At 72.7% G+C, this 5,078-nt stretch carries 7 protein-coding genes and 1 pseudogene; all 8 read right to left on the minus strand.

Annotated elements, in window-relative coordinates:
- Positions 1–700 (minus strand): Rossmann-like and DUF2520 domain-containing protein (locus tag OEY_RS0114670; RefSeq protein ID WP_010594611.1); only part of this gene is annotated, 700 nt, incomplete at its 3' end.
- Between the two features lie 128 nt (positions 701–828).
- Positions 829–1,716 (minus strand): DUF6779 domain-containing protein, encoded by an 888-nt coding sequence (locus OEY_RS0114675; protein WP_010594612.1) that lies wholly within the window; start codon positions 1,714–1,716, stop codon positions 829–831.
- A gap of 124 nt (positions 1,717–1,840) precedes the next feature.
- Positions 1,841–2,305: a DUF3180 domain-containing protein gene (locus tag OEY_RS0114680; protein WP_017681654.1), complete on the minus strand. Its 465-nt coding sequence runs from the start codon at positions 2,303–2,305 to the stop codon at positions 1,841–1,843.
- Positions 2,305–2,829: a 2-amino-4-hydroxy-6-hydroxymethyldihydropteridine diphosphokinase gene (folK, locus tag OEY_RS0114685; RefSeq protein WP_010594614.1), complete on the minus strand. Its 525-nt coding sequence runs from the start codon at positions 2,827–2,829 to the stop codon at positions 2,305–2,307. The genes OEY_RS0114680 and folK overlap by 1 nt, the downstream gene beginning before the upstream one ends.
- Positions 2,826–3,194: a dihydroneopterin aldolase gene (folB, locus tag OEY_RS0114690; RefSeq protein ID WP_010594615.1), complete on the minus strand. Its 369-nt coding sequence runs from the start codon at positions 3,192–3,194 to the stop codon at positions 2,826–2,828. The genes folK and folB overlap by 4 nt, the downstream gene beginning before the upstream one ends.
- Positions 3,191–4,042: a dihydropteroate synthase gene (gene folP, locus OEY_RS0114695; protein ID WP_085997952.1), complete on the minus strand. Its 852-nt coding sequence runs from the start codon at positions 4,040–4,042 to the stop codon at positions 3,191–3,193. Before folP ends, folB begins: the two co-directional genes overlap by 4 nt.
- 2 nt (positions 4,043–4,044) lie before the next feature.
- Complete coding sequence (gene folE / locus OEY_RS0114700) at positions 4,045–4,662, minus strand: GTP cyclohydrolase I FolE (protein WP_371851040.1); 618 nt, start codon at positions 4,660–4,662, stop codon at positions 4,045–4,047.
- A 68-nt stretch (positions 4,663–4,730) separates the two neighbouring features.
- Positions 4,731–5,078: pseudogene (locus OEY_RS31185) on the minus strand (ATP-dependent zinc metalloprotease FtsH); the annotation flags it as partial.

Consider the following 5,078-nt stretch of genomic DNA (forward strand, 5'->3'; position numbering starts at 1 on the left):
GCACCCGCTCCGCGACACCACCGGGCGCGTCGTCGACGAGTTGCTGGCCGAGCAGTTCGTCACCCTCGAGCGCCACCCGCAGCGCCTCCACCGCATCGACCACGAGGGTGACGAGGTGGTTGCTGCCGTGGGCGAGCGCGGCGTGGTACAGCGCGCGCCGCTCCTCGCGGACGCGCACGGGTTCGCCGCCGATCTCGAGCACGAGGGACTGGGCGATCGCGTAGCCGACGTCGTCGGCGGCCGTGATGCCGAAGCACGCCGACGCGAGCCGGACGGTGTCCTCGTCGTGGCCGGTGAACGTCATCGCCGGATGGATGGCGAGCGGCACGACGCCCTGGTCTGCCAGCGGAGCGAGAACACCGACGCCGTTCGCGCCGGACGTGTGGGCGACGATCGTGCCGCGCGATACGGAACCGGTGGCGGCGAGGCCGCGGACGAGGGCGTGGAGTTCCGAGTCCGGGACGGCGAGGAGCAGCAGGTCGCAGCGAGCGGCGACCTCGTCGACGGGGAGAATTTCGGTGTCCGGGAGCCGGGTGCGGGCGCGGTGCTTGGACTGTTCGGAAACGGCGGAACAGGCCACGACCAGGTGGCCGACGCGTTCGAGTGCCGCGCCGATCGCCGTGCCCACCCGCCCGGCGGAAACGATTCCGACCGTCAGTCGTGCAGGCGCAGGCTCGTTGGTGATCCCGAAGGAGGTCACGGGAGTCCTCTCGTTCGTTCCAGTCCCGCTCGGCGGGTACCAGACGTTCCGATCGACGATAGCGCGGTGCGAGCGACCACGGCCACGGCAGAGAACGTGATCTGCGCCTCACCCGCCGTGGCGGGGGCTCAGCGCTCGGCGGACAGGGCAGCGAGGATCTCCGCGACCGTGCGCCCCTGGCTGTGCGCGCCCTCGCCCGCGTCGTCCGCCCGCCGTCGCCGGGCGCGCCGGCCCGTGGGCTCGGCGTCGCCGTCCGCGTCCGAGGCCCCGTCCTCGGGTGGCTCCGGCTGTGTCCCGGCGTCCTCGGGCTGTTCCGGTCGTGTCCCGGCGTCCTCGGGTTCCTCCGGCTGTGTCCCGGCGGCCTCGGGTTCCTCCGGCTGTGTCCCGGCCTCGGTCCGGTCCTCGGGGCCGGTCCCGTCCTGTCGTCGCGGGTCCGGCGACGCGCCGGGAGCAGCCGTCGCTCCCGCCGGGCGGCGGGGCACAGCGGTCGTCGTGTCGCCGTCGGTGACCACCGTGGTCTCGGCGGTCACCGGCTCGTCGTCGGGCGACGCGAAGAACGGTCCCGCCGGGCGGGGCGCGGCGGTGACCCGGAAGTTCCCGCCGCCGAGCTCCTGCAGTTGTCCCCGGCCCGCCCACAACGCGGCGCGGTCCTCGGGCAGCCGGCCGTCGAAGAGCACCTCGAGGTTGCGTCGCAGCGCAGCGAGCTCGGCCCGCAGGGCCGCCATCTGGTCGGCGTCGATGCGCAGCTCCGAGCGGACCTTCTCCTCGACGGTCAGCTCGTACTCGCGGCGTGCCGCGATCTCCCGTTCGAGCTGCAGTTCGTACACGGTCTGCAGATCCCGGACCTTGGCGCGGTCCAGTGCCGACTCGCGTCGGTACTTCGTCATGGCGATCGCGCCGACGGTGGCAGCCCACAGCGCGACCACCAGCCCGACACGCAACAGCTGGACGCTGTCGCTGAAGACCAGGAACAGCGACGCGATCAGCGCCAGGGCGAGCAGTGCCGCCACGATCACAGAACTCGCGCTGCGCCGTGGCCGACGACCCTTCCTCGTTCGCACCGGAGTCCCCATGGGCTCCAGACTACTGGGCGTGGCCGCCGTGACCCGAAAGTCGAGCGCACCCGGACCGCCGCCGCCGTCAGGTCGCCGGCTCGTCGGGATCTTCCGGTGTCCGGCAACAATGTTCGAGCCACAGGGCGGCACCCGCGAGTGCCACACCGGCGAGCAGCCCGACGATCACACCGGCGCTGTCCTCGACCGCGGCCTGGAGCACCGGTCGCTGCGGCACCAGGTACAGCAGGAACCCCGCCCAGATGCCCGCGCTGGCCGCACCGACCAATGCCGATGCCTTCGCGAGCGCCACCGCACGAGCCGCCGTGATGGGATGCAACTGGTGCGGCCCGTCGCCGATCTCGTGCTTGCCGACGCGGGAACGGATCATGAAGGCCAGCACCACCTCGACGATCGCGACCGGATACAGCGACGCTCCCGCATAGACGGGGATCGGCGGCAGCGTGCCGTACAGGCCGCGCGCCAGCAGCCATGCCGCGACGGCGGCGAGCACCGCCAGCGCCAGCAGATCCCGGATACGCGTCGGCTTCATCACCGCGGCGGCTCCAGCCGGTACTCGGTGCGGCGCACACCTTCGCGTTCGTCGACGGCGAGAGCCGCGAGCCACTCCGTCAACGGCCGTCGCGTGCCGTCGACCACCAGCGTCGCCTGCGGTTCGACGTCCCACCACGGGACGAGCACGAAGGCGCGCAGGTGGGCGCGCGGATGCGGCAGGGTCAGCTCGGGATCGTCGCTGAGAACCTCGCGGCCGTCCGAGTCGTGGCAGGTGACCACGTCCACGTCGAGGCTGCGCGGACCCCACCGCTGTTCCCGGACCCGGTCGGCGGCAGCCTCGAGCTGCCGGCCCAGGTCGAGCCAGCCGCGGCAGTCCAGCGACGGGTCCTCGGCGACGACGACGGCGTTGAGGAAGTCCTGCTGCTCGACCCCGCCCCACGGCGCGGTCGAATACACCGGCGACACGGCCACGATCCGGTCGGCGAGGGCTTCGGTGACCGAGCGCAGGTGCGCGGTCCGGTCCCCGATGTTCGAGCCGATGGACAGCACCGCCCGGCTCACGAGCCGCTCCGGGTGCGCTCGACCACCACCGCCACGTCCGCGAAGGTCAGCGGGATCGGCGCCGACGGCTTGTGCAGGGTGACCTCGACCCGGGTGACCCGCGGGTCGGTGAGGACGTCGGCGGCGATCTCACCGGCAACGGTCTCGATGAGGTCGCGTGACGGGCCCGCGACGATCGCGGCGGCCCGCTCGGCGAGGATGCCGTAGTGCAGGGTGTCGTCGAGGGCGTCGCTCGCCGCAGCCGGTGCGAGATCGAGCCACGCGACGATGTCCACCAGGAAGTCCTGGCCGTCGCGCTTCTCGTGGTCGAACACCCCGTGGTGGCCGCGGACCCGCAGTCCGCGCAGTTCGATCCGGTCGCTCACGCCGATCCTCCCGCCGCACTGCCGCGCTGCCACGCCCCGACGACGGCGACAGCGTCCAGCGACGCCCGCACGTCGTGCACGCGCACTCCCCACGCCCCGTGCTCCGCCGCGAGCGCCGACACGACGGCCGTGGCCACCTCGCGGCCACCGGGTGGCCGGATCGTGCCGTCGGGGGCGGCGAGCAGGGAACCGAGGAAGCGTTTGCGCGACGCACCGATCAGCACCGGGTAGCCGAGTTCGGTGAGCTCGGGCAGGCGGCGCAGCAGTTCCCAGTTGTGGTCGGCGTCCTTCACGAAGCCGAGGCCGGGATCGAGGATGATGTTCGCCGGATCCACGCCGGCCGCGATCGCGGCGTCCACCTGCACCATCAGCTCCCCGCGCACTTCGCGGACCACGTCGTCGTAGTGGGTGGATCCGCCGGCGTGCACGAAGCCGCCGGCGGGTCGCCAGTGCATGAGGATCCACGGCACGCCGGCCGCGGCCACGACCGCGGCCATACGAGAGTCGGCGCGTCCACCCGAGACGTCGTTGACGATGGTGACCCCGGCCTCGATCGCCGCCTCGGCCACGGAGGCACGCATGGTGTCGACACTGGTGGGAATGCCGGCGGCGCTCAACGCGGCGACGACCGGCGCGACCCGCGCGGCCTCGACCTCCGGGTCGACGCGAGCCGCTCCGGGACGGGTGGATTCCCCACCGACGTCGACGATGTCCACACCCAGGTCACGCAGTTCCAGGCCGTGCGCGATCGCCGCGTCGCGGTCGAGGTACCGGCCGCCGTCCGAGAACGAATCCCGCGTCACGTTCAGCACACCCATCACCACCGGGCGACCGGGGTTCGGCAGCATGCTCACCGGCGCAGGATCAGATCCAGGGCCTCGGCACGCGACGCCGAGTTGGTCTGCAGCAACCCCCGCACCGCCGAGGTCGTGGTGCTCGCCCCCGGCTTGCGGATGCCCCGCATGGCCATGCACAGATGCTCGGCCTCGACGACCACGATCACCCCGACCGGATCCAGCTTGCGCATCAGCGCATCCGCCACCTGACTGGTCAGCCGCTCCTGCACCTGCGGCCGCTTGGCGTACAGATCCACCACCCGCGCCAGCTTCGACAGGCCCGTCACCCGGCCGGTGGGACCGGGGATGTAGCCGACGTGCGCGACCCCGTGGAACGAGACCAGGTGGTGCTCGCACGTCGAGTACATCGGAATGTCGCGGACCAGGACGAGTTCCTGATGGCCCTCGTCGAAGGTCTTGTCCAGGACCGAGTCCGGATCGGTGTACAGACCGGCGAACATCTCCCGGTACGCCCGCGCGACCCGGGCCGGAGTGTCGAGCAGCCCTTCGCGCTCGGGGTCCTCCCCCACCGCGATCAGCAGTTCCCGCACGGCCGCCTCCGCGCGAGCCTGATCGAAGGCCCGGCCCGATTCCCGGCTGCGCAGGAGCTCGCCGTCACCGCCGATCGACACGGAATCCGCCTCGGAATCCAGGTGATTCACCGACACCAGACCGTACCTCCACTCTTCTCGACTCGGGTTCAGCGCGGACCGGTCGGCCCCTCCCACGGCTGTGTCGGCGGTGGCTCGGGAGCCACGTTCCGCTCGGCCTGTCGCTCGTCCTCGTCGGCCGGGCGCGCGGGCTGGGTCCATTGCGGATACCCAGGATAGGTGCTCTGCGGCCGCTCGGACTCGGCAGGCGGCCAACCGGGTGCCGACCAGCCCGCCGGGGCGCCGTAGTCGGGCCGGGTGGCGTGGCGGGGTCCGCCCGGGTACGGCGGCTGCCCGAAGCCCGGCAGCGGCTCCGACGCGGGCGCCGGCACCGGCGCCGGATGCCCGTTGGTCGGCGCCGCGGGCTGCGACTGCGGCAGCGGCTGGGGGGGGGGGCG

The organism is Rhodococcus sp. P14, from assembly GCF_000256505.1.
Classification (GTDB): domain Bacteria; phylum Actinomycetota; class Actinomycetes; order Mycobacteriales; family Mycobacteriaceae; genus Rhodococcus; species Rhodococcus ruber.